This window comes from Ralstonia sp. OTU4908 (assembly GCF_038440115.1).
In the GTDB taxonomy this organism is placed as follows: domain Bacteria; phylum Pseudomonadota; class Gammaproteobacteria; order Burkholderiales; family Burkholderiaceae; genus Ralstonia; species Ralstonia pickettii.
The window spans coordinates 33,600-59,327 of sequence record NZ_JASATD010000022.1 but is presented as its reverse complement, the minus strand read 5'-3'; the positions used below and the strand labels follow the sequence as shown (position 1 = coordinate 59,327).

The 25,728-nt window shown below is 64.1% G+C and carries 24 protein-coding genes and 1 pseudogene; 7 read left to right on the top strand and 18 right to left on the bottom strand.

Features of this window, described 5'->3' with window-relative positions; all coding sequences use genetic code 11:
• Window positions 1-30: 30 nt before the first annotated feature.
• Genes AAHM38_RS17820 through AAHM38_RS17805 form a run of 4 tightly spaced genes read right to left on the bottom strand, consistent with a single transcriptional unit; the run spans window position 31 to window position 4,721 of the window.
• Window positions 31-1,368, bottom strand: coding sequence for an MFS transporter (locus AAHM38_RS17820; RefSeq protein WP_009238147.1), 1,338 nt, complete (start codon window positions 1,366-1,368; stop codon window positions 31-33).
• Between the two features lie 56 nt (window positions 1,369-1,424).
• A complete protein-coding gene (leuD, locus tag AAHM38_RS17815) occupies window positions 1,425-2,072 on the bottom strand; it encodes a 3-isopropylmalate dehydratase small subunit (RefSeq protein ID WP_116575709.1) in 648 nt (215 codons plus the stop codon).
• Window positions 2,059-3,501, bottom strand: a complete 1,443-nt coding sequence (gene leuC / locus AAHM38_RS17810) for a 3-isopropylmalate dehydratase large subunit (RefSeq protein WP_009238149.1) — start codon at window positions 3,499-3,501, stop codon at window positions 2,059-2,061. The genes leuD and leuC overlap by 14 nt, the downstream gene beginning before the upstream one ends.
• A gap of 14 nt (window positions 3,502-3,515) precedes the next feature.
• Window positions 3,516-4,721 carry a CaiB/BaiF CoA transferase family protein gene (locus tag AAHM38_RS17805; RefSeq protein WP_004626857.1) on the bottom strand — a complete coding sequence of 402 codons (1,206 nt, stop codon included), beginning with the start codon at window positions 4,719-4,721 and terminating at the stop codon, window positions 3,516-3,518.
• 155 nt (window positions 4,722-4,876) lie between these two features.
• On the opposite strand from AAHM38_RS17805, the gene AAHM38_RS17800 reads away from it, so the two are divergent.
• From AAHM38_RS17800 to AAHM38_RS17785, 4 genes are all read left to right on the top strand, one after another.
• Window positions 4,877-5,776, top strand: coding sequence for a LysR family transcriptional regulator (locus AAHM38_RS17800; protein WP_004626856.1), 900 nt, complete (start codon window positions 4,877-4,879; stop codon window positions 5,774-5,776).
• A gap of 85 nt (window positions 5,777-5,861) precedes the next feature.
• Window positions 5,862-6,857 (top strand): hydroxymethylglutaryl-CoA lyase, encoded by a 996-nt coding sequence (locus tag AAHM38_RS17795; RefSeq protein WP_116575710.1) that lies wholly within the window; start codon window positions 5,862-5,864, stop codon window positions 6,855-6,857.
• Between the two features lie 82 nt (window positions 6,858-6,939).
• Complete coding sequence (locus AAHM38_RS17790; protein WP_009238152.1) at window positions 6,940-7,287, top strand: hypothetical protein; 348 nt, start codon at window positions 6,940-6,942, stop codon at window positions 7,285-7,287.
• 7 nt (window positions 7,288-7,294) lie between these two features.
• Window positions 7,295-7,504, top strand: a complete 210-nt coding sequence (locus AAHM38_RS17785; protein ID WP_116575711.1) for a DUF1653 domain-containing protein — start codon at window positions 7,295-7,297, stop codon at window positions 7,502-7,504.
• A gap of 83 nt (window positions 7,505-7,587) precedes the next feature.
• Here AAHM38_RS17785 and AAHM38_RS17780 read toward each other — a convergent pair whose 3' ends face one another.
• From AAHM38_RS17780 to bioA, 5 genes are all read right to left on the bottom strand, one after another.
• Window positions 7,588-8,112 carry a hypothetical protein gene (locus tag AAHM38_RS17780; RefSeq protein ID WP_009238154.1) on the bottom strand — a complete coding sequence of 175 codons (525 nt, stop codon included), beginning with the start codon at window positions 8,110-8,112 and terminating at the stop codon, window positions 7,588-7,590.
• Between the two features lie 165 nt (window positions 8,113-8,277).
• A complete protein-coding gene (locus AAHM38_RS17775) occupies window positions 8,278-8,796 on the bottom strand; it encodes a hypothetical protein (protein ID WP_116575712.1) in 519 nt (172 codons plus the stop codon).
• 37 nt (window positions 8,797-8,833) lie between these two features.
• A complete protein-coding gene (bioD, locus tag AAHM38_RS17770) occupies window positions 8,834-9,541 on the bottom strand; it encodes a dethiobiotin synthase (protein WP_116575713.1) in 708 nt (235 codons plus the stop codon).
• A 1-nt stretch (window position 9,542) separates the two neighbouring features.
• The gene (gene bioF / locus AAHM38_RS17765) at window positions 9,543-10,790 is read right to left on the bottom strand and encodes an 8-amino-7-oxononanoate synthase (RefSeq protein ID WP_116575714.1); all 1,248 of its coding nucleotides are present in this window, start codon (window positions 10,788-10,790) and stop codon (window positions 9,543-9,545) included.
• Window positions 10,777-12,192, bottom strand: coding sequence for an adenosylmethionine--8-amino-7-oxononanoate transaminase (bioA, locus tag AAHM38_RS17760; RefSeq protein ID WP_004626848.1), 1,416 nt, complete (start codon window positions 12,190-12,192; stop codon window positions 10,777-10,779). The genes bioF and bioA overlap by 14 nt, the downstream gene beginning before the upstream one ends.
• A gap of 385 nt (window positions 12,193-12,577) precedes the next feature.
• Between bioA and AAHM38_RS17755 the strand changes: the two genes are divergently transcribed.
• Entirely contained in the window at window positions 12,578-12,739 is a 162-nt protein-coding gene (locus tag AAHM38_RS17755; RefSeq protein WP_004626847.1) for a hypothetical protein, read from the top strand.
• A gap of 67 nt (window positions 12,740-12,806) precedes the next feature.
• Here the strand turns inward: AAHM38_RS17755 and AAHM38_RS17750 are convergent, their stop codons facing one another.
• The 9 genes and pseudogenes from AAHM38_RS17750 to AAHM38_RS17710 all read right to left on the bottom strand — a co-directional run bounded on the left by AAHM38_RS17750 (window position 12,807) and on the right by AAHM38_RS17710 (window position 21,565).
• A complete protein-coding gene (locus tag AAHM38_RS17750) occupies window positions 12,807-14,003 on the bottom strand; it encodes a benzoate/H(+) symporter BenE family transporter (protein ID WP_004626846.1) in 1,197 nt (398 codons plus the stop codon).
• Window positions 14,004-14,016: 13 nt separating this feature from the next.
• Window positions 14,017-15,332 (bottom strand): annotated as a pseudogene (locus AAHM38_RS17745) (MFS transporter).
• Window positions 15,333-15,432: 100 nt separating this feature from the next.
• Window positions 15,433-16,215 (bottom strand): 1,6-dihydroxycyclohexa-2,4-diene-1-carboxylate dehydrogenase, encoded by a 783-nt coding sequence (locus tag AAHM38_RS17740; RefSeq protein WP_004626842.1) that lies wholly within the window; start codon window positions 16,213-16,215, stop codon window positions 15,433-15,435.
• Window positions 16,212-17,240, bottom strand: coding sequence for a benzoate 1,2-dioxygenase electron transfer component BenC (benC, locus tag AAHM38_RS17735; protein WP_116575715.1), 1,029 nt, complete (start codon window positions 17,238-17,240; stop codon window positions 16,212-16,214). The genes AAHM38_RS17740 and benC overlap by 4 nt, the downstream gene beginning before the upstream one ends.
• A gap of 46 nt (window positions 17,241-17,286) precedes the next feature.
• Window positions 17,287-17,775, bottom strand: a complete 489-nt coding sequence (gene benB / locus AAHM38_RS17730) for a benzoate 1,2-dioxygenase small subunit (protein WP_116575716.1) — start codon at window positions 17,773-17,775, stop codon at window positions 17,287-17,289.
• Window positions 17,772-19,130, bottom strand: a complete 1,359-nt coding sequence (locus AAHM38_RS17725; protein ID WP_116575717.1) for a Rieske 2Fe-2S domain-containing protein — start codon at window positions 19,128-19,130, stop codon at window positions 17,772-17,774. Before AAHM38_RS17725 ends, benB begins: the two co-directional genes overlap by 4 nt.
• Window positions 19,131-19,157: 27 nt before the next feature.
• Window positions 19,158-20,093, bottom strand: a complete 936-nt coding sequence (catA, locus tag AAHM38_RS17720; protein WP_116575718.1) for a catechol 1,2-dioxygenase — start codon at window positions 20,091-20,093, stop codon at window positions 19,158-19,160.
• A gap of 35 nt (window positions 20,094-20,128) precedes the next feature.
• Window positions 20,129-20,419 (bottom strand): muconolactone Delta-isomerase, encoded by a 291-nt coding sequence (catC, locus tag AAHM38_RS17715; protein ID WP_004626833.1) that lies wholly within the window; start codon window positions 20,417-20,419, stop codon window positions 20,129-20,131.
• A 36-nt stretch (window positions 20,420-20,455) separates the two neighbouring features.
• The gene (locus AAHM38_RS17710) at window positions 20,456-21,565 is read right to left on the bottom strand and encodes a muconate/chloromuconate family cycloisomerase (protein ID WP_116575719.1); all 1,110 of its coding nucleotides are present in this window, start codon (window positions 21,563-21,565) and stop codon (window positions 20,456-20,458) included.
• Window positions 21,566-21,676: 111 nt separating this feature from the next.
• Here AAHM38_RS17710 and AAHM38_RS17705 point away from each other — a divergent pair, with 111 nt between their 5' ends.
• Both AAHM38_RS17705 and AAHM38_RS17700 read left to right on the top strand, forming a co-directional pair.
• Complete coding sequence (locus tag AAHM38_RS17705; protein WP_009238167.1) at window positions 21,677-22,588, top strand: LysR family transcriptional regulator; 912 nt, start codon at window positions 21,677-21,679, stop codon at window positions 22,586-22,588.
• A gap of 103 nt (window positions 22,589-22,691) precedes the next feature.
• A complete protein-coding gene (locus AAHM38_RS17700) occupies window positions 22,692-25,727 on the top strand; it encodes a transglycosylase domain-containing protein (RefSeq protein WP_116575832.1) in 3,036 nt (1,011 codons plus the stop codon).
• The last annotated feature ends 1 nt before the right edge of the window (window position 25,728 follow it).

The window sequence follows — 25,728 nt, the reverse complement described above, 5'->3', positions numbered from 1 at the left end:
GCGCAGCCAAAGTGCTGTAGGGATGGGCGCTTAGTGTGGTAGACCTTCCCCCTGCGTTTCCGGCAGGAACCACGGCAATACAAGCCCGAGGACGTAGACCGAGCCAAGCGCCAGTGCCGCATTGGCGACGCCACCGAACGAGTGGATCAGCGAGCCGGCGATGATCGGGAACACCCAGGCGATCAGGCGCGCAGCATTGAAGACGAAACTGCACGCCGTCGAGCGTACGGTCGAGCTGAACAGCTCTGCCGGATAGATCGCCATCCACACATAGGCGCAGCCCAGCGTGAAGAAGCCGTTGATGGGCGCAACGACGGACATCGATTCAACCGAGGTCGTCATCGCGTAGGTCACGTAGGTCGTCGCCAGTGAGCCCAGGAACGTCAGGAACAGGAAGCGGCGGCGGCCAATGGCGTCAACGATGAAGCCGGCGGCCATATAGGCAACAATGGCGCCAACCGTGTAAAGAATCGTGATCTTCGAGCCCCAGCCGGCCGGGTTGGCCAGACCTTGTTCCTTGGCGAGTCCGATGGTGAAGGTCGGCAGCCAGCTCGAGATCGCCCACCAGCCGACGGTGGTGACCACCGAAAGCAACAGCGTGACGAACGTACGGCGACGAGCCTCCGGTTCGCGGAACAACTGGGACAGCGTGAAGGGCCGCTTGTCGCTGCCGCCCTTGCCTGCCGCGCCGGTGGCGCTCCAGCGCTTTTCACGCACGGCCTGCTTCCATTTTTCCGACTCCTCGACACCGCGGCGGATGTACAGCACGAAGAACGCGGGCAGTGCGCCGAGGGCAAACATCAGCCGCCAGGTTTCCTGGCCCATCGGGAGCGACGACGACAGACCAAACCAGATCAGCGCAGCAATCAGCGTGCCCCAGCCAAAACCGGATTGCAGGAAGCCGGCGCCCTTGGCGCGCGCCTTTTCCGGCCAGGTTTCGGCAAGCAGGGAGATGCCCGTGCTCCATTCGCTGCCCATCGCCAGACCGGTGATGAAGCGCAGCGCGCACAACTGCACGAACGTCTGCGAGAACGTGGTCAGGCCCGAGAACAGCGCGTACAGAAAGATCGACCACAGCATCATCCGCTTGCGCCCGACATAGTCCGCCATCACGCCGCCCACCAGGCCGCCGATCCCCCAGCCGAGCAGAGTCACGCCGATGACGATGCCGGCGTAGAGGGCCGGCGTCGCCAGCTGTGCGGGTGTGAGCAGCGAATGCAGCATCGGGAATAGCACGACGACGAGCGCGAAGGCTTCGTAGCCGTCGAAAATCCAGCCCAGAAAGCTGCCGGTCAGCACGCGCCAGTGCGTGGGGGTCAGGTCTGCATGCCAGGGCTTGCCCGCAGCGACCGCTTGTTGGGTTTCCATCGTTGTCTCCTTTGGAAGATAGGGATATACGGCTGCTTTTTGTGTGTTGTGCCGACTTATGCTGGTGAGTTGAATAGCCAGGGTTCCGCGGTGCGGCGCGCCTGCTCGAATGCGGCGATGGCGCTGCGGTGCTGCAGCGTCAGGCCGATTTCATCGAGCCCGCGCAGCAGGCAGTCTTTTCGGAAAGGGTCGATGTCGAAGCGGTACACGTTGCCGTCCGGCGTCGTTACCGACTGCCCGGCCAGGTCGACCTGCAGCCGATAGCCGGGCGTGCGTACGACGGCCCCGAACAGGCGGTCTACCACGTCGGTGTCCAGCACGATCGGCAGCAGCCCGTTCTTGAAGCAATTGCCATGGAATATCTCGGCAAAGCTCGGGGCGATGAGCGCGCGGATGCCCCAATCCCGGAGCGCCCACGGCGCATGCTCGCGGCTGGAGCCGCAACCGAAGTTCTCGCGCGCCAGCAGGATCTGCGCGCCCTCATAGCGGGCCTGATTGAGCGGAAAATCCGGCACGCGCGGGCGCGTCGAGCAATCCTGCTCCGGTTCACCGCGGTCCTGATAGCGCCACTCGTCGAACAGGTAAGGCCCAAAACCGGTCTTGCCGATCATCTTCAGGTATTGCTTTGGCAGGATGGCGTCGGTGTCGATATTGGCGCGGTCAAGCGGCACCACCAGTCCGTCAATCGAATCAAAAGCCTGCATCGTTGTTCCTCCCCAAAACATCGGCGCCAAGTTCGCTGACGGCAACGAAATGCCCCGCGATTGCTGCGGCAGCCGCCATTGGCGGGCTGACCAGATGGGTGCGCCCGCCAGCGCCCTGCCGCCCTTCAAAATTGCGATTGGACGTTGATGCGCAGCGCTCGCCCGGCTGCAGGCGGTCGTCGTTCATGCCCAGGCACATCGAACACCCCGGGTCGCGCCATTCAAAACCGGCATCGACGAAGATGCGGTCGAGCCCTTCGGCCTCGGCCTGGCGTTTGACCAGTCCGGAGCCCGGCACCACAAGCGCCTGCACGATGTTGGCCGCAACGTGCTTGCCGGCCACCACACGCGCCGCGGCACGCAGATCTTCGATACGTGCATTCGTGCACGAGCCGATGAAAATCTTGTCGAGTGCGATGTCGCGCAGCGGCGTGCCCGGCTCGAGTCCCATGTAGGTAAGCGCCCGGGTGATGCCTTGCCGCTTGATGGGGTCGCTTTCCTCGGCCGGGTCGGGCACACGGCCGTCGATGGTGACCACCATCTCGGGCGAGGTGCCCCAGGTGACGTGTGGGCGAATCGTGGTCGCGTCGAGTGCGATAGTCCGATCGAACTGCGCCCCTTCATCGCTGCGCAGCGTGCGCCAGTACGCCTGCGCGGCGTCCCATTGCGCGCCCTGCGGCGCACGCGCCCGCCCGCGAAGGTAGTTGATGGTTTTGTCATCCACGGCGACCATGCCGCAGCGTGCTCCGGCTTCGATGACCATGTTGCACAGGGTCATGCGTGCATCCATGCTCATCGCAGAGATGGCCGAGCCGGCAAATTCGATGGCATACCCGGTGGCGCCCGCGGTGCCGATACGGCCGATCAGCGCAAGCGCCACGTCCTTGGAAGTCACGCCGGGCGACAGGTCGCCCTCCACCAGCACGCGCATCGTCTTCATCTTTTTGACGATCAGGCATTGCGTGGCCAGCACGTGTTCGATTTCGGACGTCCCGATACCGAATGCCAGCGTGGCGAATGCGCCGTGCGTGGTGGTATGCGAATCGCCGCAGACGATCGTCATGCCTGGCAGCGTGGCCCCCTGCTCCGGCCCGATCACGTGCAGGATGCCCTGACGCGCGTCCTGCATCGGGTATTCGGTAATGCCGAAGCGCGCGCAGTTGCTGCGCAGCGCCTCGACCTGACGCCGCGCGATGTCATCGGTAATGCCGGCGGCGCGGTTGGCGGTCGGCACGTTATGGTCTTCGGTGGCCAGCACCGAGGCGGGCCGCCACGGGTGCAACCGGCTGATGCGCAGTCCTTCGAACGCCTGCGGGCTGGTCACTTCATTGACCAGATGCAGGTCGATGTAAAGCAGCGTGTGGCCATCGTCGGTATCACGCACGGCGTGGCGTTGCCACAGCTTTGCGAACAAGGTCTGAGGTGTCATGTGCGATCCCGCTGTCAGATGATGCCTTCGGCGCGCAGGCTGTCGAGCGCGGCAGCATCGAGTCCGAGCGCGTGCAGCACCTCGTCGGTGTGCTCACCCAGTTCGGGGCCGACCCAGCGCGTGCTGCCCGGCGTGGCGGACAGCTTGGGCACGATGCCCGGCAAGTCGATAGGCTGGCCATCGGGCAAGGTGTGGCGCTCGATCATGCCACGCGCCGCATATTGCGGATCGCGTGCGATGTCGGCGGCGGTATAGATGCGCCCGCTCGGCACATCGGCTTGCTCCAGCACCTGCAGCACAGCGTCGATCGGATGACGCGCGGTCCATTCGCCGATCACCCCGTCGAGCAGATCGTTGTGCTGGACGCGCTTGGCGTTGTCGGCAAAGCGCGCGTCCTCCGCAAACTCCGGCAGGCCGATGGCCTGCATCAGGCGCTTGAAGATGCCGTCGCCGTTGCCCGCGATGATCACGTAGTTGCCGTCGGCACACAGGTAGGTGTTGGAGGGCGAAATGCCCGGCAGGCTTGAACCGGTGCGCTCACGCACGTGCTCGAACATCGCATACTCGGGGATCAGGCTTTCCATGATCCCGAACACCGCTTCGTACAGCGCCACGTCGATGAACTGCCCGGTGCCGCGATTGGCCTTGACGTGATGCATGGCCAGCAGCGCGCCAATCACGCCGTAGAGGGACGCCAGCGAATCGCCCAGGCTCACGCCCACGCGTACCGGAGGCCGATCGGCGTAGCCAGACAGGTAGCGCAGGCCACCCATCGACTCGGCAATCGCGGCAAATCCGGGCCGCTCGCGGTACGGGCCGCTTTGCCCGTAACCCGAAATGCGCACCATCACCAGCTTCGGGTTGATGGCCGAGAGTTGCTCCCAGCCCAGTCCCCAGCTTTCCATCAGACCCGGGCGGAAGTTCTCGATCACGACGTCGGCATCTTTCACCAGATCGCGGACGATCTGCTGCGCGCGTTCCGACTTGAGGTTGAGCGTGACCGATTTCTTGTTCCGGCTCTGCGAATACCACCACAGGGATGTGCCATCGTGCAGCTTGCGCCATTTGCGCAGCGGGTCGCCGTTGACCGGGGTCTCGATCTTGATGACCTCGGCGCCGAACTGGGCCAGCAGCGTGCCGGCATAAGGGCCGGCGATCAGCGACCCCAACTCGATCACCTTGATGCCTTGCAGCGGCAAGGGTTGATCTGGCTGTGCCATGTTGTCTCCTCTTAACTCCATATCGTGCAGCGCACAACATTGCCGCGCTCGATGAATGCATCATGGACACTTCTCGCCAGACCAAAAAACGCTAAATAATCAAGCGAGCCATCTCCAAAGGAGAAGGCTTCAACACGAAGGGGGAATGGACGACCATGCGTTTCGACCTGGAATCGCTGCAGGTATTGGTCTCGGTAATCGAGGAAGGCAGCCTGGCGGCGGCTTCCGAGCGGCAGCACATCGTGCCTTCGGCCATCAGCCGACGCATTGCGGAGCTGGAAAGCGACGCCGGCACCGCCCTGCTCTATCGGCACAGCCGTGGCGTGGAGCCCACTCCGGCGGGCTCGGCGTTGTACTACCGGGCCAAGCGCCTGATCGATCAGATGCAGGAAATCTCGTCGGAAATGAGCGAGTACGCCCAGGGCGTGCGGGGGCACGTGCGCATGCACGTCAACTTTTCGACCATGGTCCAGTACCTGCCGGGCGACCTGTCCTCGTTCCTGTCGATCAACCCCGACGTGAAGATCGACCTGATGGAGAAAAGCAGCAGCCAGGTCCTGCGCTCGGTCGAAGCGGGCACCGCTGACATCGGCATCTGCAGCCAGCCGGAAGCTGCACCGGGGCTGGAAGTACGGCCGTATCACGTTGATAGGCTCGTGCTGATCGTGCCGCACGACCACCCGATCGGCGCGGCGCGCCACCTGCGCTTTGCCGATACCCTGGACTATGACTACGTGAGCATGCCGCTGGGCGCGTCAATCTCCACGCTCTGCGCGCAGAGCGCCGAGCAGGCCGGCAAGCAGCACAAGATCCGCATCCAGGTGACCAGCTTCGAGGGGCTGCGCAACATGGTGGCGGCGGGCCTTGGCATCGGCCTGCTGCCCAAGGCCAGTGTCAAGCCCTATCTGCGCAACAGCACGCTGCGCATGGTCGAGCTGGATGAGACGTGGGCACAGCGCCCGCTGTCCGTCATCACGCGGGGCTACGCGGCGCTGCCGGTGCCGGCCCGGCTGCTGATCGACCATCTGGTATCCCAGGCCAGCGCAGAAAACTAGCGCGAGCCATCTGGTTCGGAGAAGGCTCACGTCCTGATTCTTCAATTGCGCGCTGGCTGCCTGCGCAACACACTGCAGTTCCAACATGTCCAGCACGGGGAACGCAGTGGTACTCAACGGTCAAGGGAAAAGGGTGTTCATCCAGGAAGTCGCCACGCGCGACGGCTTTCAGATTGAACCGCGCATGGTTCCGACCCAAGACAAGATCGCGCTTGTCGACCGGCTGAGCCAATGCGGGCTGAGCAAGATCGAAGTCACCTCGTTCACCTCGCCCAAGGCCATCCCGACGCTGGCCGACGCGGAAGACGTGATGCGCGGTATCGCGCGCGTGCCCGGCGTCACTTACGCCGCGCTCGTGCCGAATATGCGAGGCGCCGAACGTGCGGTGGACTGCGATGTCGACGAGTTGAACCTCGTGATGTCGGTAAGCGAAACGCACAACCTCGCCAACCTGCGCATGACGCCGGGGCAGTCGTTCCAGCAGGCTGCGCAGGTCGCGGCGGCATTCCGTTCGAGCCGCACGTCGCTCAACCTTTCGCTTTCATGCGCGTTCGGCTGTCCGATGGAAGGCCAGATCCCCACTGACACCGTGCTGACCTGGGCGGCACGGGCCGTCGAAGCGGACATCGGCGGCATCACGCTGTGCGACACCACCGGCATGGCCTGGCCCAGCCAGGTGTTCGCGCTGTGCAGTGCATTCCGGCTGGCGTTCCCCCAGACCACGCTGACCGTGCACTTGCACAACACGCGCGGCATGGCACTTGCCAACGTGCTGGCCGCGCTGCAGGCGGGAGTCGATCGCTTCGATGGCGCGCTCGGCGGCCTGGGAGGCTGCCCCTACGCGCCCGGTGCCTCGGGCAACGTCTGCACCGAGGACATGGTGCACATGCTTGAACTCCTGAACTACGATACTGGCACCGACCTTGGCGCCCTGCTGGACGCTTCGCGACTGTTGCCGGGCCTCATCGGTCATGACACCAACGGTCAGGTCGCCAAGGCCGGACGCACCCACGATCTGCACCCCACGCCCGACTATGTTGAGACGGCCCGGCAGCACGCCCTGTCGAAAGCACCGGCTTGAGTTTCTTGACGGGCCGGTCGTCATGGGTTCCGTGCCGTTCGGTATGATCCCGCCTGTGATCATTTGAATACAGGAGGACACCATGGGCGAAGCCAAACGACGCGGCTCTCAGGCCGACCGCATTTCTCAGGCGCACGCCCGGCTGGACGCGCTGCGTCCTGAAAAGCTGGTCTGCGGCGCCTGCCAGACCGCCTTTACCGAATTCGAGGGGATGGAGCCGCGCGACATGCCCGGCATCCACGCCATCTTCGGCGGCGAATGTCCGAACTGCGGCGAGAGCGTGATCTCGTTCAACGGCGAGCCCGAAGCCGTGGCCGCCGCCATGCTGGCGTACAAGGACGCCATGGAAGACGCCAAGCTCGGCGCGCAGACGCAAGAGGGCAAGCACCTGCCCTACGTCGACGAAGAAGACAAGCCCACCCAACACTGAAGCCGCCATGCAGAACACGCCAACGCGCCGCTACCGTCACTACAAGGGCGGCGAATACGAATGGCTGTGCGAGGCCACGTACGAACCCGATCCCACCATCAAAATGACGGTCTATCGCGCCGCCAACGGCACGATCTGGACACGGCCATCGACGATGTTCCATGAGATGGTCGAGGTCGACGGCCGGCAAGTGCCGCGCTTTGCGCTGATCGACTGAATGTCGGCGGAAACTATCTCTTTGTGAGCGGGCCTGCGGGCCCGTTTGACGTATTGGCGTGAGCTACGTGATGGTCACGCTCGTCAACCCGCCGCAGCCCGTTTCTGACGCTTGAACCAGGCATGCTCGCCAGGCGCCCGGTCGCGGAGTTCGAAGGTGATGTGCACGCGGCGCGAGGCCTGCAGGTAGACGCCGCACGTCAGCGTCAGTGCCACCGCAACGGCAACGCCGTCGATGAGAGTTGAACGCGCCCCTGGAACGCCGCCGGCCATGAGCATCAGTCCGATCAGCGGCGGCAGCAGCGCCATGTGCACAAGCATGGCCGGGCGGAATGCGCTGTCGTGCGTGGTAGCGAGCACCAGGACCGTCACGCAGGAAATCAGATAAAGCAGCGTAGTCAGGTTGATCGCCCCGCTGCCAGGCGCGTTGGCATTAAATAGATCGGCGCCGGCCAGTTGCAGCGCATCCATCGACAGCCCCTGCCAGAACACCCACGTTGGCCCCGCGATGGCAATGGCCAGCACCCACGGCAGCCATCCGGCAATGCCGTACAGCGGATGTTGGCCCGCTGCGATCGGGTCGATGTCGACCCAGCGATGCGTCAGCATGATGCACCCCCAACAGTGCGCGTCCGTTCTGATGACGGTTGCTTTCGGCAAGCGCCGGCGGCGTCTGCCTCCCCTGCTCTCTAGCTTAGGTCGCCGTCCAAGGCACGCAATGCAGGAGGAACCCTGAGCGCACAATCGGATTGCGCTGCCTCAACTGTCGGCCCACTATCGGCGGAACAGCCGGGGGCGGTCCGGATCGTAAAGCGGGTCGGGCGTAATCTGCGTCAGTTGCAGGACGCCGGCGGGGTCGAAGTAGAAATGCATCAGCGACGGCCAGACGTCGTCTGCCTTGAAGCGGTACGACCAGACCAGCCGGTCCATGCGTGGGAAATACGCGGTTTCGACCGGCTGGCCGAAATGTCGCAGCACGTCATCGCGGGTCCAGACGCCGATCTTGGCCTGGGCAAACTCGAGGCTGCTCAGGACTTGCTTGAAGGCGACGAGCTTGCCGCCGGCATCAAAGTCGGCCGCGTAGGTGAACTGCCCGTACGGTTTGGTCGGATAGAGCCAGCGAGTGCCTCCATCGAGCGGATAGGTTTCGCGCGGCGGTCCGAATTGCGCCTGCACGGCGGGCTCGTCCGCACCCACCAGCCGCTGCCCCTTGGTGACGGGGGACTCCAATGCTGCACATCCTGCCGTCGCCGCCACGACAATCGCTACCGCCAGCCAACGCATCGCCCGCATCACAATGGTCCCTGTTGCACTGATTGAAGCGCGTAGTTTACCGCTGCGTTTCAGCAGTGCGCGCGAGTAGCGGCGCGATGTCGACGTGGGCCGCGGCCAGCCGCGCATCGGCGTGCGGCAATCGCGGAATCGTGCCCAGATGCGGTGCGTTGATCCAGCGGCGCAGCGTGGCGACATTGTCGTCAAGCCCCGCCATGGACGGGTCGACCACGTTGCCGACCCAGCCGGCCAGATGCAGCCCGCGCGCGGCAATCGCCTCGACAGTAAGGGCGGCGTGATTCAGGCAGCCTAGGCGCAACCCGACAACCAGCACCACCGGCAAGCCCAACGCCACGGCCATCTCAGCCGTATCAAAGTCCTCCGACAGCGGCACGCGGAAACCTCCAACGCCCTCCACCACAACGGCATCCGCCAACGATCTAGCGTGTGCGAACGCATCGAGAATCGGTGGCAGCGTGATCGTCACGCCTTCGCGCGCCGCAGCCAGATGCGGAGACATCGGCGCGTCGAGCAACCATGGGCAAACGGTGTCGAGCGGCAGATTGACTGACGCGGCGGCGCGCAGTTGCTCGACGTCTTCGTTGGTGCGCGTGGGCGCGCCCGCCAGCGTGCCTGCCGCAATCGGCTTGAGGCCCGCGGCACGGTAGCCGGCGTCGGCGAGCCGGGTCAGCAATGCCGCGCTGACGAGCGTCTTGCCGATTTCCGTATCCGTGCCGGTGACAAAGCAATCGAAACGTGCGGACATGTCAGGCTGCCTTGGCTGGCTGCAGGGATTGGCCAGCCGCTTCCAGCGCCTGCGCCAGGCGCTCGATGTCGGCATCGGTATGTGCCGCTGACAGCGTGATGCGCAAGCGGGCCGTTCCTGCCGGCACCGTCGGTGGACGAATCGCGGCGATGCGGATGCCTTCGCGTTCGAGTGCGGCGGCCAGCGCCAAAGCGGGTGCGTTCTCGCCGATCACGATCGGCTGGATGGCCGTTGGCGATGGCATCCACTGCCAGCCGAAACGTGCAGCCAATCGCTGCGCGTGCGAAGTCCACACGGCGATGTGGCGGTCGAGGCGGGCGCGGCGTTCAGCGCCCTCTTCGCCTGCAATCAGGTCCAGCGCTGCTTCCACGGCAGACGCAATGCCCGGCGGCGTGGCCGTTGTGAAGATGTACGTGCGTGCGCGCTGCACCAGCCAGTCAATCACCAGCCGATGTCCGACGATGGCCGCGCCCGAGCCGCCGGCAGCCTTGCCGAACGTGCCGACATAGATGATGCGCTGTGAGTGCAGCCCGAAATGAGACAGCACACCCGCACCGTTCTCGCCCAGCACGCCCAGGCCATGGGCGTCGTCCACGATCAGCCAGGCGTCGTAGCGTTCGGCCAGCGCAAGCAGTTCGGGCAGCGGTGCGATGTCGCCATCCATGCTGAACACGCCATCCGTGACGATCAGCTTGTTGCGACTGGTGCTCGCGGCCAGAAGCGCTTCCAGCGCAGCGAGGTCGACGTGTGGATAGACCTTGATCGGCGCCCGCGACAACCGCGCACCGTCGATGAGCGAAGCGTGGTTCAGCGCATCGGAAAAGATCGTGCATTCGTCGGCCGGGCGGATGCCGCCCGCCTGCGCCATGGCGCTCACCACAGCCAGATTGGCCATGTAGCCGGTGCAGAAGAACAGCGCATCTGCCTCGGGAATGTGTTCGGCTTGCACTGCAGCCATCCGTGCTTCCAGCCGCGCGTGCGCGATCGAATGGCCGCTGACCAGATGCGACGCACCGCTGCCGAAGCCATATTGCTGTGTGCCGCGCGTCATCGCCTCGGCCAAGGCGGGATGGGCTGCCAGGCCGAGATAATCGTTGCCGCAAAAGCCGAGAATGTCGCGCGGCGCTTCACCGGGCACGCTGATGCGCTGGCTGCGGTCGGTCGGGCTGTACGCGGTGCGGCGCACACGGCGCAGGTGCGCGGCGTCGATGGCGTCCAGGCCCGCCTGCAGGTCGTCAAGCAATCGCATAGGTGTGTCCTTCTGTTTCGCCGGTCGCTTGGGCCAGCGTGTCTTCAAGCGTCTGCAGCGTGCGTTCGACCAGCGTGTCGGTCTCTTCATCGCTCAGCACATATGGCGGCAGCAGATAGACGGTGTTGCCGATCGGGCGCAGCAGCAGCCCGTGCGTGCGCGCCGTGAGCGCAAAGCGCTCGGCAAAGCGTGCACCGGCCACGTCCGGGTGCACGTCGAACGCGGTGATCATCCCGGTCTGGCGCAGATGGGCAAAACGCGCATCGTGCGACAGTGGCGCCAGGCCCTGAGCGATGCGTGCCGCGGTTACGCGATTGCGCGCAAAGACGTCTTCTTCAGCAAACAGATCGAGCGTGGCCAGTGCCGCGCGGCACGCCAGCGGGTTGCCGGTATACGAATGCGAATGCAGGAAGCTGCGTACCGGCGCATCGTCGTTGAACGCGTTGTAGATGACATCGCGCGAGAGCACGATCGACAGCGGCAGATACCCCCCGCTGATGCCCTTGGACAGGCAAAGCAGGTCCGGCCACACGCCAGCCTGCTCGCATGCGAAGAATGTACCGGTGCGGCCGCAGCCAACGGCAATTTCGTCTGCAATCCAATGCACGCCAAACTCGTCGCACAGCGCACGCACGCCGCGCAGATAGCTCACGTCGTGCATGGCCATGCCGGCCGCGCACTGCACCAGCGGCTCGATGATGACGGCGGCGATGGTGCCCGCGTTGGCGACGAGGCAATCGCGCAGTGCGGCCAAGGCGCGGTCGGCCACATCAGCGGCGGTTTCGCCGGGGCCGACCAGACGTGCGTCGGGCGATGGCACGCGGTGCGACTGCAGGATGAGCGGGTCATACGCATCGCGGAAGACCGCAACATCGGTCACGCCCAGCGCGCCGAGCGTTTCACCGTGGTAGCCGTGTTCCAGGCAGATAAAGCGATTGCGGGCGCCCCGCCCTGCATTCCGATGCGCGTGGAAGCTCATCTTGAGCGCAATTTCCACGGCAGAGGCGCCGTCTGAGCCGAAGAAGCTGTGGCCCAGCACGCCGCCCGTCAGATCGATCAGGCGCTCGGCCAACTCCACAGCCGGGCGATGTGTGGCGCCCGCCAGCATGACGTGCTCCAGCGAATCGAGCTGCGTCTTGAGCGCAGCGTTGATATGCGGATTGGCGTGGCCGAACAGGTTGACCCACCACGAGCTGGTGCCGTCCAGGTAGCGCTTGCCGTCAAAGTCGATCAGCCACGGGCCCTGGCCGCGCGCGATCGGCAGCGGCGGCATGGCATCGAGCCGTGCGTTCTGCGTGCACGGATGCCAGACGGCCGCGCGGCTGCGCGCCTGCCACGCCGTGTTGGCCGAGCAGGCACCTTGCGCGCCGGCAGCCGGCACAGGAATGGGGGGATACGCCATACGAACCTCCAGTCAACAACACCGGCCCGCATCATGCTGCAAAGCGGAACCGGCACATGGCGGCGTATGGTAGGTGCCTTGCGGATCAAACGACAAGCGGACAGATCGACGCTTTTTGTCGGCGAAATCATTGCCAATGCACGATGATGAGCGCTTTATCCGCAGATGTGCCGTGTCCTGCTTCGATCTCGCAGGGAAAAAATTTTTGCGAGGCGCGATTTTTATGGCTTATGAGGCGCCTTTTCCCGCCCGGCCTTACCGTGGCGCCATATCAGCCGCGTGTGATATTCAGAATGTACTGAAAGTACGGCTTGCTTCATTGCTCCGTCCTAGGGATAACCCTATACTCGGGAAAACCCTAGATAACGCACTGAGAGAAAACATCATGATCCAGCAAACCTATTACACCCCCAAGTTCGCCGGCCAAGCCCAAGCCACTCGTCGCCCGTCGCTGCTGCGCGCAGTGTTCAACTATTTCCGCAAAGGTTGGGATAACAACCTGGTGTACGCTGAAGTGGTTGGCAAGTCGGGCTCGTACCTGGGCTAAGACAGGTACGCCATCACGGCACACATGACAAAACGGCGCATTGGCGCCGTTTTTGTTTTGGAGCGCGCTATCGCTGCGCCGGCCTCAAGACAAGCGCCGCCGCCGAGCCGATCACAATTCCCCAGAATGCCGAGCCCAACCCGAACAGCGTCAACCCGGACGCCGTCGCCAGGAAGGTGATGATCGACGCCTCCCGGTGCTCGCCATCTTCGATCGCCCCCATCACGTTCGAGGCGATAGCGCCAATCAGCGCCAGCCCGGCCAGGATGGCCACGAACGGCTTGGGCAGCGCCGCAAACAGCATCACGATGGCACCCGCAAACGTGCCGCCAATCAGGTAGAACACTCCGTTGGCGATACCGGCCACGTAGCGCCTGGACGGGTCGTCATGTGCATCCTTGCCAGTGCACAACGCGGCAGTGATCGCGGCGATCACGATGGTGATGCCGCCGAAAAACGCCACGCTGATCGATGCCACGCTGGTGGCCGTCATGATCGGCTTGGCCGGGATGTCGTACCCGGAGCCGCGCAGCACCGCCATGCCGGGCAAAAACTGCCCCGTGAGGCTGACGACGACGAGCGGGATGGCCAGGCTCAGCGTCGAACTCAGGGCCCAGTGTGGGGCGATGAAGACCGGATGGGTGAATTCCAGCGTGACACCGTCAAAATGCGTCAGCCCCAGGGGCATTGCCAGCGCAATCCCGGCCAGCAATACCACGACGATGCAGTAGCGCGGCCACCAGCGCCGGCCCACCACGTAGATGGCGATCATGGAAAACGCCAGCACCGGCATGGCAGAAGCCGCGGCAAACGCGTGGGTACCGAACTGGAACAGGATGCCCGCCATCATGCCCGCGGCGATGCCCTTGGGAATCAGCCGCATGAGCCGGTCGAACGTGCCCGACACGCCGATCAACAGAATGACGACGGCCGCCGTGATGTACGCCCCCACCGCTTCATTGAGCGACAGCCCCGGGAACAGCGATACCAGCAACGCCGTCCCCGGCGCCGACCACGCCGTTACCACCGGGGCTTTCCACCGCCAGCTCGCGTAGATGCCGGACACCGCCGCGCCAATGGAGATCGCCCAGACCCACGACGCCACCATCGCATCCGGCACATGCGCGGCCTGCGCCGCCTGGAAGAAGATGACCAGCGGCCCCGCATACGAAATCAGCACGGCCAGGAACCCCGCCGCGACGGCCGAGAGGGACCAATCGGACAGCGCCCCGCGCGAGGCCGTTTGCGTGCTCGATGGATGCATCGCTGGTGGCAGATCAGCGCGCGATGACCGAGGCCGACCGCTGGTGGTTGATGAACGCCACGGCAATCGTCGCAATCACCGCCGGCACAGCCATGGCGAAGAAGTTGTGGTGCAGCGGTAGCGCCATCCCCACCAGCATGCCGATGACGATGGGAGCGAGGATGGCCCCGCTGCGCCCGACGCCCGATGCCCAGCCGATGCCCGTGGAGCGGATGCTCATCGGATAGAACTGCCCGGCATAGGCGTACGTCACGATCTGCGTGCCGATGGTGCAGCCGCCGGCCACGGCCACCAGCACGTACAGCGCCTCGGTTGAAGTCTTAATGCCGAGCAATGCGATCGACACCGCCGCCAGCGCATACATGGCCATCAGCACGTATTTGATGTTGAAGCGATCAGCCAGCCGCCGCCGATGGCGCCGAGCATGGCCCCGAAGTTCAGCACCAGCACAAAGGTGAGCGCCGAACCCAGGCTGTAGCCCGCCGACGCCATCAGCTTGGTCAGCCACGAGCTGAGCGCGTAAACCATGAACAGGCACATGAAGAAGGCAATCCAGAACATCGCCGTGCTGAAGCCGCGTCCGTCCTGGAACAGCCTGCCCAGCGGCGCTTCGTTGCCGCGATCGGCTTCAGGCAGGATGAAGGTGTCGCCTGGCTGAGGCGCATCGTTTGGGTTGAGCCGGCGCACGATGTCACGCACCGCATCGAGCTTGCCGGTGCGCAGCAGGAACGGCATCGATTCCGGCATCCAGCGCAGGATCGCCGGCACCAGCAGCACGGGCAACACAGCCGCGATGAACACCGATTGCCAGCCGTAGTGTTCCAGCAGACCCTTGCCCAGCAGCGCCGCCAGCATGCCGCCCACCGAATAGCCGCTGAACATGAGCGTGACGAGGGTGCTGCGCGCCCGGCGCGGCGAGTACTCCGTCATCTGCGCCACGACGTTCGGCATCACACCGCCGATACCGAGGCCCGCCAGGAAACGCGTCACGCTGAAGGTGACCGGGTCCGTGGAGAAACCCGCTGCCGCCGTAAAGACGCTGAACAGCACGATGCACACGGCAATCGCCCAGCGGCGGCCGATACGATCCGCAATCGTGCCCAGAAAGATCGCGCCGAACATCATGCCGAACAGTGCCGCGCTGACCATGAAGCCGGCGCTGGTGGGCGTGACGCCCATGTCCTTCATGATGGACGGCAGTGCAATGCCCGCGATGGCAAGGTCGTAGCCGTCAAAGATGATGATGAGCGCGCACCAGAACAGTGTGATGGCATGGAAGCGGCCGAACCGGGCGTGGTCGGCCACTGCGTGCAGGTCAATCTGACGCATGGGTGGTCTCCTTTGGGGTTTTTTTTGAAGGCGTGAGCGCCTTTCTTATGCTGGGTTGGCTTCTTCGACTGATGGCGCGCTCTGTTGGCGCTTCAAACCTTCAACCCAGGTCTCCGCCGCCGACGGGCAGTACCGTCCCGGTGATGTACGAGGCCTCATCTGACGCGAGGAACAGGATCGCCCGCACCTGCTCGTCGATCGTGCCGTAGCGGTGCATCAGGCTGCTGGCGAGGGTCTGGTCGACGATGCCCTGGTACCAGACGGTTTCCTGCTCCGACATGGGCGCCGCGTTGCGCGGGATCTTGCGCGGCGGTGCCTCCGTGCCGCCCGTGGCGACGGCGTTGACGCGAATGTTGTCGTCCGCATGTTCCAACGCCAGACTCGCGGTGAGCGCATTGACGCCGCCCTTGGCCGCCGAGTACGGAATCCGGTAGATGCCGCGTGTAGCGATGGACGACACGTTCACGATCACGCCCTGCTTGCGCTCGACCATGTGCGGCAGCACCGCGCGGCAGCACCACAGCGTCGGAAACAGTGAACGGCGGATCTCCGCCTCGATCTGCGCCTCTTCATAGTGCTGATACGGCTTGGCCCAGATGGTGCCGCCGACGTTGTTGATGAGCACGTCGATGCGGCCGAACGCGCCAAGCGCAGTCTGCACGGCATGCTGGGCACCGGCGTAGGTTTCGAGATCAGCCGTGGTGGCGTGGGCGTGGCCGCCCGCTGCCGCAATCTCGGCCTGCACTTCGTGGACGAGTTCGGCGCGGTCCACCAGCAGCACGTGCGCCCCCTCTTCTGCCGCAGCCACTGCCACGCCACGGCCGATGCCCTGCGCTGCGCCCGTCACCACGACGGCCTTGCCTGAAAATCGTTGCGTGCTCATGCCGCCTTCGCCTCCGGTACTGCATTGGGCGTGAACTTCTCGTAGTGGAAGCTCTTGGGTTTCACGCCTTGGTCGTCAAAGTACTTGCGCACGGCGTCTACCATCGGCGGCGGCCCGCACAGGTAGACATCCACGTCGCCATCGTTCAGCGCGTTGGCCGGAATGTGCTGCGTCACCCAACCCTTGCGCGGATGATTCGACGCGGCGTCGGCGACGACGGTGGCGTAGCTGAAGTTCGGCAACCGCGCCACATAGGCATCGATCGCGTCGACCTGTACCAGGTCGAGATCACGGGTCACGCCGTAGATCAGATGCACGGGCTGCTGCGAGTTGCTGCGCGCCAGCACTTCGAGCATCGACAGGAACGGCGCAAGGCCGGTGCCGCCGGCCAGGAACAACAGCGGCCGCTGCACATCACGCAGGTAGAAGCTGCCCAGCGGCCCCTGCAGATCGAGCTTGTCGCCCGGCTTTGCGGCTTCGAGCCAGGTGCTCATCACGCCGCCGGGAATCTTCTTGATCAGAAAGCTGATCTTCGTTTCACCGGGCGCTGAGGAGAACGAATACGAGCGGCGCTGGCCGCTTCCCGGCACACCGATGTTGACGTACTGGCCGGGCAGGAACACCGGCGCCGTAGCATCCACGTCCAGCTCGAGCACCACGGCGGCATCGTTGTGCAACTCGACGTTCGACACCGTTGCGCCGAACGTGCTCTGCCCCGTTTTGCAGGCGGTCGACGAGGTCGGCACCGCGATCACGCAATCGCTTTGCGGCACCATCTGGCACGTCAGCACAAGGCCGGTGTTCTTCTCGTCTTCGGTCAGGGCGTCTTCAATGTAATCGTCGCCAAGGTCGTAGGTTCCGCTCTCGGCGCGGCACTTGCAGGTCCCGCAGACGCCATCGGAGCAATCCATGGGCAGGTTGATCTTGGCGCGGAAGGCGGCATCGAGCACCTTCTCCCCCGCTTTGCAATCGATGAAGCGGGTCACGCCGTCTTCGAAGTTCAATGCGACTGTGAAACTGGACATGGAATACCTCACTGCCTCTTTTGCGTGTCCTATACGGGTGTGCTCGTCAGACGTGATAGACGTCGAGCACCTGCCGGATGTAGTCGTTCTTCAGGACGATCTTCTTGGATGCGATCAGGAAGCCGTCGCCCGCGCGGCGCAGGGTGACGAACATCGTGCCGAAGAAGTGATCGGTGGTTTTGTATCGGTGGCTGAGCGTGTGAAAGTTGTAGCGCACGTCGACTTCATCGCCGCGTTCGGCCAGGACTTCCACGTTGGTGACGGTGTGGCTGGTTCGCGGTTCCGGCGTGGACGCGCCGCTGCGCTCGGTCTTGATACGGAAGACGCGATCCTCCAGCCCGCAGCGATTGGCGTAGTACATCAGCGAGATCTGGCTTTGCGGGTCGTCGGTCAGCTGGTCATCGTCATCCCATGCCGGCATCCAGTAGGTGACGTCTTCCGCGTAGCACTCGAGCCACGCGTCCCACTGACGGTCGTCGAGCAGCCGCGCTTCACGGTACAGAGCCGCGCAGACGTTGTGGTAATTGGAGCTCATGCCGCCACTCCTTCGCTTTCTTTCTTCAGAGCGTCGCGCATGACTTGTACCCAATATTCGTGCTGGCAGACGAACAGCCCCTCGTCTTCACTGCGTTCACCCGAGATAAGCGGCTTCAGGCCCATCTTGGTGGCGTTCTCGTCGGGGCCGTGCACCCACAGCGGTGCGCCGCGCGACAGGTCGTTCCACAGTGCAGTGGTGCCGGCATAGCCGTTCTGGCAGGCGCGGAACTCTTCGAGGTCGTCGGCGGTGCCCATGCCGGTGACGTTGAAGAAATCCTCGTACTGGCGGATACGCGTTGCGCGGTCCGTTGCGCTTTCGCCCTTCGGCGCGAAACAGAAGATCGAGACCTCGGTCTTGTCGACACTGATCGGGCGCACCACGCGAATCTGCGTGCTGAACTGATCCATCAGGAACACGTTCGGATACAGGCACAGGTTGCGCGTCTGGTTGACGATGAAATCGGTCTGGGTTTCACCCACGCGCGCCTTGATTTCCTCGCGGTGCGCATAGACGGGCCGCACTTCCGGGTTCATCGTCTGCGTCCACAGCAGGATGTGGCCATGCTGGAACCCGTAGACGCCCGCCACCGACTTGCTCCAGCTGTTCGCATCCACGGCCTGGGTGCCGCCTTCCTTGCGCCGGCCCATCGTTGCGGCGTAGTTCCAGTGCACGGTGCTGACGTGGTAGCCGTCGCAGCCGTTCTCCATCTGCATCTTCCAGTTGCCGTCATAGACGTACGTGGAGTTGCCGCGCAGCACTTCCAGGCCATCGGGCGCCTGGTCGACGATCTGGTCGATGATCACGCGCGCTTCGCCCAGGTACGCCTCAAGCGGCTGCACATCGGCGTTGAGGCTGCCGAACAGGAAGCCGCGATAGCTCTCGAACCGCGCGACCTTTTTCAGATCGTGCGACCCGTGCGTGTTGAACTGCACCGGATACTCGGTGGTCTTCTCGTCCTTCACCTTGAGCAGCTTGCCGGTGTTGGAGAACGTCCAGCCATGGAACGGGCACGTGAAGCTGCCCTTGTTGCCGTGCTTCCGACGGCAGAGCATCGCGCCCTTGTGTGCGCAGGCGTTGATGACCGCGTTCAGCTCACCCGTCTTGTCGCGGGTGATGACGATCGGCTGGCGACCGATCCACGTGGTGTAGTAATCGTTGTTGTTCGGAATCTGGCTTTCGTGCGCGAGATACACCCAGTTGTTCTCGAAGATGTGCTTCATCTCCAACTCGAACAGATCGGGGTGGGTGAAGATGTCTCGGCGGCAGCGGAATATGCCCGCCTCTTCGTCATCCACCACCGCGGTTGAGAGCAGGTGATCCAGTTCGTTGGCTTTGTCGATCAAGGCGGACATGGTTGTCTCCACGTGAGGTCTTGGGTCTCAGGCCTCGGCCGAAGCACGCAGGCGATTCACGCGCTGGTTGTCCTTGCCCTGAACCAGCGGCGTGAGCACGACGTTGAATTCGATGTCCTTGTACGCATCGGTCTTCAGGTCGAATGCGGCGCCGCCGGTTTTCTCAACCACTTGCGGAATCAGTTCTTCACGGGTGGCGTAGGCGAAGTCGTCCCAGATCAGCGGGTCGCCTTCGATGTTGAATTGCGTCGTCAGCTTGCGGTGGCCATCGCTCGTGACGAAGAAGTGCACGTGCGCCGGCCGGTTGCCATGGCGGGCCAGTCCGTTCAGCAGTTGCTGGGTCGCACCCTCTGGCGGGCAGCCGTAGCCCACGGGCATGAGCGTGCGGAATTCGTATTTGCCGTCGGCACCGGTCCGGACCGCGCCGCGCAGGTTGAACGGGCTCTGCTCGCCGGTCGGGTCAAAGTGCGAGTAGAAGCCGTTCGAATTCGCATGCCAGCACTCGACCAAGGCGCCGGCGACCGGCTTGCCGTCCTGGCCGGTTACCGTGCCGTGAATGATCAACGGGCCTGCGGCGGGGTCCGGATCAACGTCGATGCGGGACACGCCATCGCGCACCGTTGCGCCCGCCACGTACAGCGGGCCTTCGATCGTGCGAGGCGTCCCGCCATTGAGACCAAGCGCCTCGTCGGCGGCGTCCATGCGGATGTCGAGATACTTCTCCAGGCCCACGCCGGCAGCCAGCAATGCAGCCTCTCCGTCCTGGCCAAGCTTGTTCAGGTAATTGATGCCGGCCCAGACTTCATCCGGCGTGATGTCGAGATCGTCGATGGCCTTGAACAGGTCCGCCAGCAAGCGGTGGGTGATCTGCTTCAGGCGGGCGTTACCTTCGTTGCCATCCAGGTTGGTAGCGGCCTTCAGCAGGTCCTGCACTTCTTTCGTTTGGAATACGCGCACGTTCATGATGGGTGTCTCCACGTGGTTTTCTAGGGAATGTCTCAAGCGTCGTCGCTGTGAACTGACGACGGATGACGGCACAGCGGTGTCACGGAAATCTCCATGTACGGAAACAGCGGCAGCGCCGTCAGGATGTCGTGCAGTTCAGCATTGCTCTGCACGTCGAAGACGCTGTAGTTCGCGTACTCGCCAACCAAGCGCCAGATGTGGCGCCACTTGCCGCTGCGCTGCAGATCTTGCGAGTAGGCCTTTTCGCGCGCCTTGATCTCGTTGGCGACATCGGCGGGCATGTCGGCCGGCAGGCGGACATCCATGCGGACGTGGAACAGCATCGTGGTCTCCTTGGCGGTGTCTTGGTAAGGCGGTTGTTATTGGCGGCGCAGGCGCGCCAGCTTGTCGCGATCGATCTCGATGCCCAGGCCGGGGCCGGTCGGCACCTGCAACATGAAGTCGCGGTATTGCAGCGGCTCGGTCAGCAGTTCTTGCGTGAGCAACAAGGGGCCGAACAGCTCGGTGCCGAACTGCAGCTCGCCAAAGGTGGAAAACACGTGGGCCGACGCTGCTGTGCCGACTGCCCCTTCCAGCATAGTTCCGCCGTAGAGGCTGATGCCCGCAAGCTGCGCGATGGCGGCGACCTGCATGGCCGGAACCAACCCGCCGGACTGCGCGATCTTCACGGCAAAGACGTCGGCGCTCGCGCTGCACGCCAGTTCGAAGGCATCCAGCGGACCGTGCAGTGCCTCATCGGCCATCATCGGCACGGCGAACTGGCGGGCGAGGCGCTCCAGCGCGGCGCGGTTTTCTGCGCGCACCGGTTGCTCGATCAGGTCGATGCCGCCGGTCTGCAACGCGGCGATGCCATTGGCGGCGTCGAGCTCGCTCCAGGCCTGATTGACGTCCACGCGCACGCTCACGGCATCGCCCAGCGCCCGTTTGATGGCCAGTACATGGGCCACATCGTCTGCTACCGGGCGCAAGCCGATCTTCAGCTTGAAGATGCGGTGGCGGCGCTCAGCCAGCATCGCTTCTGCCTCGGCAATGTCCTTCTTCGTGTCGCCACTGGCGAGCGTCCAGGCCACCGGCAGCGCATCGCGTAGCCGGCCGCCCAGCAGTTCTGACAGCGGCACACCAAGCCGGCGGGCCTGCGCGTCCAGCAGCGCTGTTTCCAGCGCGCACTTGGCAAAGCGGTTGCCCTGGATGGTCTTGCGCACGCGAGCCATGGCTGCCGCCACATTGCGCGCCTCCATGCCGATCAGCAGCGGCGCGATGTGCGTGTCGATGTTGACCTTGATGCTCTCGGGGCTCTCTTCGCCGTAGTTGAGGCCGCCAATGGTGGTGGCCTCGCCCCAGCCTTCGATGCCGTCTTCGCAGCACACACGCACGAGGACGAGCGTCTGCGTGTGCATGGTGGCGACGGACAGTTTGTGCGGACGGATGGTGGGCACATCCACTAGAATTGCCTCGATCGAGCGAATCATGTTTTCCAGGTATCAGAAGAACTGCTATCAACGTGGGAACCAGATTACGCAGCGCGAATTGTCACGTCCAACACTGATTTAGTATCAGTTTCATACTCCAGAGGTATAAGAATGGAGCTGCGCCACCTTCGCTACTTCGTTGCCGTCGCTGAAGAGCTGAACTTCACCCGTGCCGCTGAACGGCTGCACATCGCGCAGCCGCCACTCTCGCGGCAGATTCAGCAGTTGGAAGAGGAAGTCGGCGTGCGGTTGTTCGAGCGCGGCAGCCGCCCACTCAAGCTGACCGAAGCCGGCCGCTTCTTTCACGCGCACGCGCGGCAACTGCTCGCGCAAACGGCCGAACTCGCCTCGATGACACAGCGCGTCGGCCAGATCGAGCGGCGCCTGTCTATCGGCTTCGTGGCATCAACGCTGTATGGGATGCTGCCGAAGGTCATCCGGCGCTTTCGCGCGGAGTACCCGATGGTCGATCTGACCATGCACGAGATGACGACCATGGACCAGATCCAGGCGCTCAAGGACGGCCGCATCGATGTCGGGTTCGGGCGCATCCGCTATGAAGACCCAAACGTGCGACGTATCCTGCTGCGCGACGAACGGTTGATCGTCGCCTTGCCTTCGGGCCATGCGCTGCTGGGCGCCAAGCCAACGGTATCCCTGCGCGACCTTGTCGGCGACACGCTCATCATCTATCCGCGCACACCGCGTCCGAGCTATGCCGATCAGGTGCTCGCCCTCTTCCACGATCGCGCGCTGGAACCCAGCAAGATCTATGAGGCACGGGAATTGCAAATTGCCCTGGGGTTGGTTGCCGCGGGCGAAGGCGTGTCAGTGGTGCCGCGCAGTGTGGCGGGCCTGCGGCGCGAAGATGTCTGCTACATGGAACTCGACGATCCGCAATTGGTCTCGCCCATTATCTTCAGCACGCGGCTGCTCGACGAGTCTGAAGACATTCAGGCCATGCTGGCGCTGACGTACCGGTTGTACGACGAGCAGAACATCCCGTATTACGCGCCCTCGTAAGGCTTGCAATGGCGGCTCCAAAGTTACAAGCCGCTGGACACGACGGCCGCATGGGCTAGATTGAAGCAAGGCGCCCGTTCGCCTGCGATTGGAGCGCAAGCGAGTGAAAAGAATACGCCGCCCCATCATCATCAAATTGGCCGTCGTCGTGGCGCTGGTGCTTGCGATGGCCGCCTTGCTTGTCGCGCACGAATTCCGCACCTCCGCCTGGCAAGCCCGCTACTTCGCGCAACTGGCGAAGTCGCAAACCTTTCCCGTCAAGCCCGGGCCGAACGATTCGGCCCGCTATCCAAACTCCGGCCCCTACGACCTGCGGCTCGGCTATCACGATCTCCCCACCTTTCTGGACCGCCTGCGCTCGCGCGGCTACGTCGTTGCCCAGCAGGCCGTGCCATCCAAGGAGATGGTCGCGCGCATGGACAGCGGCATGAATCCGCCCTATCGCGAGAAGGACCAGGCTGGCCTGGAATTACTCGATGACGATGGCCGCCCGATCTACCGCGTGCGGCACCCCGAACGCGTGTATGACAGTTTCGCGTCGGTGCCGCCGCTGCTCGTCAACTCGCTGCTGGCGATTGAAAACCGCACGCTGCTGCAGACCGAATACCCCAAGCGCAACCCGGCCGTGGAGTGGTCGCGTCTCGCGCGCGCCGTCTGGGACCGTGCCCTGCACGCGGTCGACCCGGCGCATGAATCGCCTGGCGGCAGCACGCTGGCCACGCAAATCGAGAAGTACCGCCACTCGCCCGAAGGCCGCACCGAATCGCCCAGCGAAAAGCTGCGGCAAATGTTCTCCGCATCCGCCCGTGCTTACCTGAACGGCGAAGACACCACTGCCGCGCGCCACCAACTCGCGGTCGATTACCTGAACACCGTGCCACTGGGCGCACGCGCCGGCTTTGGCGAGATTCAGGGGATTGGCGATGCGCTGTGGGTCTGGTACGGACGCGACTTCGCCCAGGTAAATGCATTGCTCGCGGCCCAGTCGGCCGCGCCGCTCGCAGACCGTGCGTTGGCCTACAAGGAAGCGTTGAGCCTGCTGGTCTCGCAGCGGCGGCCGTCGTATTACCTTGAGAACCTGGATGAGCTGGAGACGTTGACCAACGCTTACCTGCGCGTGCTGGCCGCGTCCGGCGTGATTCCGCCCGCGCTGCGCGATGCGGCGATTGCGCAGTCGCTCAAGCAGCAGGCGCTGAACACGCGCGTGCCGCCGCCCCCCATGGAGCACAAAGGCACGAATGCCGTACGCGTGAACCTGGCGGGCATGCTTGGGATCTCGCGCATGTATGCGCTCGACCGGCTCGACCTGACCGCAAGCAGCACGCTGGACGCGCCGTTGCAGCGCGATGTCTCATCTGAGCTGCGCAAGCTGCGCGACCCGGCCCGCGCCAAGGCCGCCGGCCTCGTCGGCGACAAGATGCTGGAGCGCGGCGACCCGGGCGGCGTGACCTACAGCTTCACGCTCTACGAACGCGCGCCGGGCGGCAACCGCGTGCTGGTGCAAGCCGATACGTTCGACAAGCCGTTCGACATCAACGAGGGCGTCAAGCTTGATCTGGGCTCAACGGCCAAGCTGCGCACGCTGGTGACGTACCTTCAGATCGTGGCCGAGTTGCACAAGCGCTACGCCGATCAACCTGTGGCGGCGCTGCGCAAGGTCAATATTCCCGTGCAGAACCCGATCGAGCGCTGGGCTGTCGACTACCTCGCCCACACGCAAGACCGGTCGCTCACGGCGATGCTCGATGCATCGATGGAGCGCAAATACTCCGGTAACGCCGGCGAGTGGTTTGCCACCGGCGGCGGCATGCAGAGTTTCGAAAACTTCGAGAAATGGGAGGGCACCCAGAACTTCACGGTGCGCGAGGGGCTCAAGCACTCCGTCAACCTCGTCTTCGTCCGGATCATGCGCGACATCTCGCGCTACTTTCAGCACCAGTTGCCCAATGCGGGCGCCGAGGCGTTGACCAACCCCGATTCCCCACAGCGACAGGTCTACCTGCAACGCTTTGCCGACCGCGAAGGCAAGCTCTTCATGGGCCGCTTCTATACCAAGTACAAAGGCAAGACCGACCGGGAGCGTGAAGCCATCCTGGTGCAAAGCACGCGCGCCACGCCGGTGCGGCTGGCTACCATCTACCGCAGCATCGACCCGGAGGCCGGACCAGGAAAACTCGCTGCATTCATCCGCAGCTACCTGCCAGGCGCGAAGCTCGATGAGGCCGAACTCACCAACCTGTATGAGAAGTATTCCGTCCAACGCTTCGACCTGGCCGACCGCGGCTACATTGCCCGGCTGCATCCGCTGGAGCTGTGGCTGGTGGCGTATCTGCGCACCCATCCGCAAGCCACGCTCGCGCAGGTGAACGAGGCCAGCGCCGATGAGCGCTTGTCCGTCTACAAATGGCTGCTGCAATCGCACCGCAAGGCCGCGCAAGACAAGCGCATCAAGCAGATGCTGGAGATCGAGGCGTTCCAGCAGATTCACGCGATGTGGAAGCGGCTGGGGTATCCGTTCGAATCGTTGGTGCCCTCATACGGCACGGCCATCGGCGCATCGGCAGACCGGCCGGCATCGCTGGCGGAGTTGATGGGCATCATCGAAAACGACGGCATCCGCCTGCCCAGCGTACGCATCGACCGCCTGCGCTTCGCCGCCGACACGCCTTACGAAGTCATGCTCTGCCGCGACCCCAACGCCGGAGAACGCGTGCTGCCGCCCGAGATTCCACCCTTGGTCAAATCCGCGCTGGCCGGCGTCGTCGAAGGCGGCACCGCCAAGCGTATCTCCGGCACGTTCATCGACAAGAACGGCAAACCCATCGCCATCGGCGGCAAGACCGGTACCGGCGACAACCGCTTCAAAACCTTCAGCCGCGGCGGCGGCCTTATCTCCGAGCGGGTCGTCAGCCGCTCCGGCGCGTTCGTCTTCTATCTGGGAGACCGCTACTTCGGCACCGTCGTCGCCTACGTAGCCGGCGCAGACGCGGCCAAGTACAAATTCACCAGCGCACTGACCGTGCAAGTGCTCAAGGTCTTGGCCCCCACGTTGATGAATCACCTGGACCTGCAAGACGAGGCGCCAGCCTTCAACTGCAAGATGCCCCAGGCCACGGCGCCGGAACAGAAGCTGGATTGAC